Source organism: Spiroplasma sp. ChiS (assembly GCF_002968355.1).
Taxonomy (GTDB): Bacteria; Bacillota_I; Bacilli_A; order Mycoplasmatales; family Mycoplasmataceae; genus Spiroplasma; species Spiroplasma citri.
On sequence record NZ_PUUH01000155.1, the window covers coordinates 1 to 1,118 of the forward strand.

Sequence of the window (1,118 nt, forward strand, 5' to 3'; positions counted from 1 at the left end):
CATTTTATTTTTTCTCCTTTTTTATTTTTCACAAATAACACAAATAGCAATTATATTTATGTAATTTTGTAAAAAAGCATAATTTTATATTTTTACATTTTAAAAAATGATTACGATATTTATTACATTTTTTCATTATATTTTTTTCTTTCTAAAATTAGATCTAACTTATCATCTTTACAAATAACTAAATTATTTTCACCATAATTTTTTTTAAAATATTCTCATTCCCAAGTTGAATTAATATTGACATCTTCAACATCAATACCAGTTATATATTCACCAAGAGGAGTTTTACATGGTCGTTTACCTTTTTCAGAACGATAACATAAAATATATTTATTAGTTTCCATATTTAATCTCATAAAATCGCATCATCATTATTTTCAAATGATTTATTTGCTTCTATTTCTTCTAAACGAATATTTCTTGTTGCTGATTGGGTCTGATTTATTTTTGTGGGTGTTATGGGCGGTGTGCTATTTTTTAAATTATTATTAGTTTGTAAAAATTGACAACTATAAACTCTTACCGTTCACTGTGTTTTATTTTCTTTGTCTTTAAAAGATTGTAAAATACCTGTAATTGCAATTTGACTACCTTTTTGACAATATTGCTGTAATACACTTGCTTGTTTATTTCAAACTTGACAAGGAATAAAATCAGTTTCTTTTTGGGTTGAATGTGGTCTTGTTACTGCTAATTGAAACATGGCATATTCTTTACCATTTTGTGTTCTTTTAATTTCAATATCTTTTGTTGTTCTACCAATGGCAATAAATTGATTCATACTAATATTCCTTTCTAGTGTTTTGGTTTTTTATTTTCTTTGTTGCATTTAAAGCAATAACCTCAATATTTTAATTTGGGACAATATTTTTTAATTTTCATAGTTTCTTTTCTCCTTATTAGAATTATTTTTTAAAAATGTATGCATTATTTCTTGTCATTCTAACTTTAATTGATTGGTAATATTGAAACGATTTATATTAACGCCATTTTCGTTAATTATTCAAATTTCACCAATATTACTAGTAAAAATATTATTTTTTTCAAGTAAATAATTATATGCTGTAATTTGTATTTTTGCTTTATTAATTTTTTCAGCATTAAAGTAT

3 protein-coding genes are annotated in these 1,118 nt (G+C 23.1%); all 3 read right to left on the minus strand.

What is annotated here, in order from left to right; all coding sequences use genetic code 4:
• Nucleotides 1-122: 122 nt before the first annotated feature.
• Nucleotides 123-353, minus strand: coding sequence for a hypothetical protein (locus tag C6B38_RS04655; protein ID WP_146693310.1), 231 nt, complete (start codon nucleotides 351-353; stop codon nucleotides 123-125).
• Between the two features lie 2 nt (nucleotides 354-355).
• Nucleotides 356-790, minus strand: a complete 435-nt coding sequence (locus C6B38_RS04660; protein ID WP_114564113.1) for a single-stranded DNA-binding protein — start codon at nucleotides 788-790, stop codon at nucleotides 356-358.
• A 90-nt stretch (nucleotides 791-880) separates the two neighbouring features.
• On the minus strand, nucleotides 881-1,118 hold a 238-nt coding region (locus C6B38_RS09995; protein WP_162475871.1), incomplete at its 5' end, for a hypothetical protein.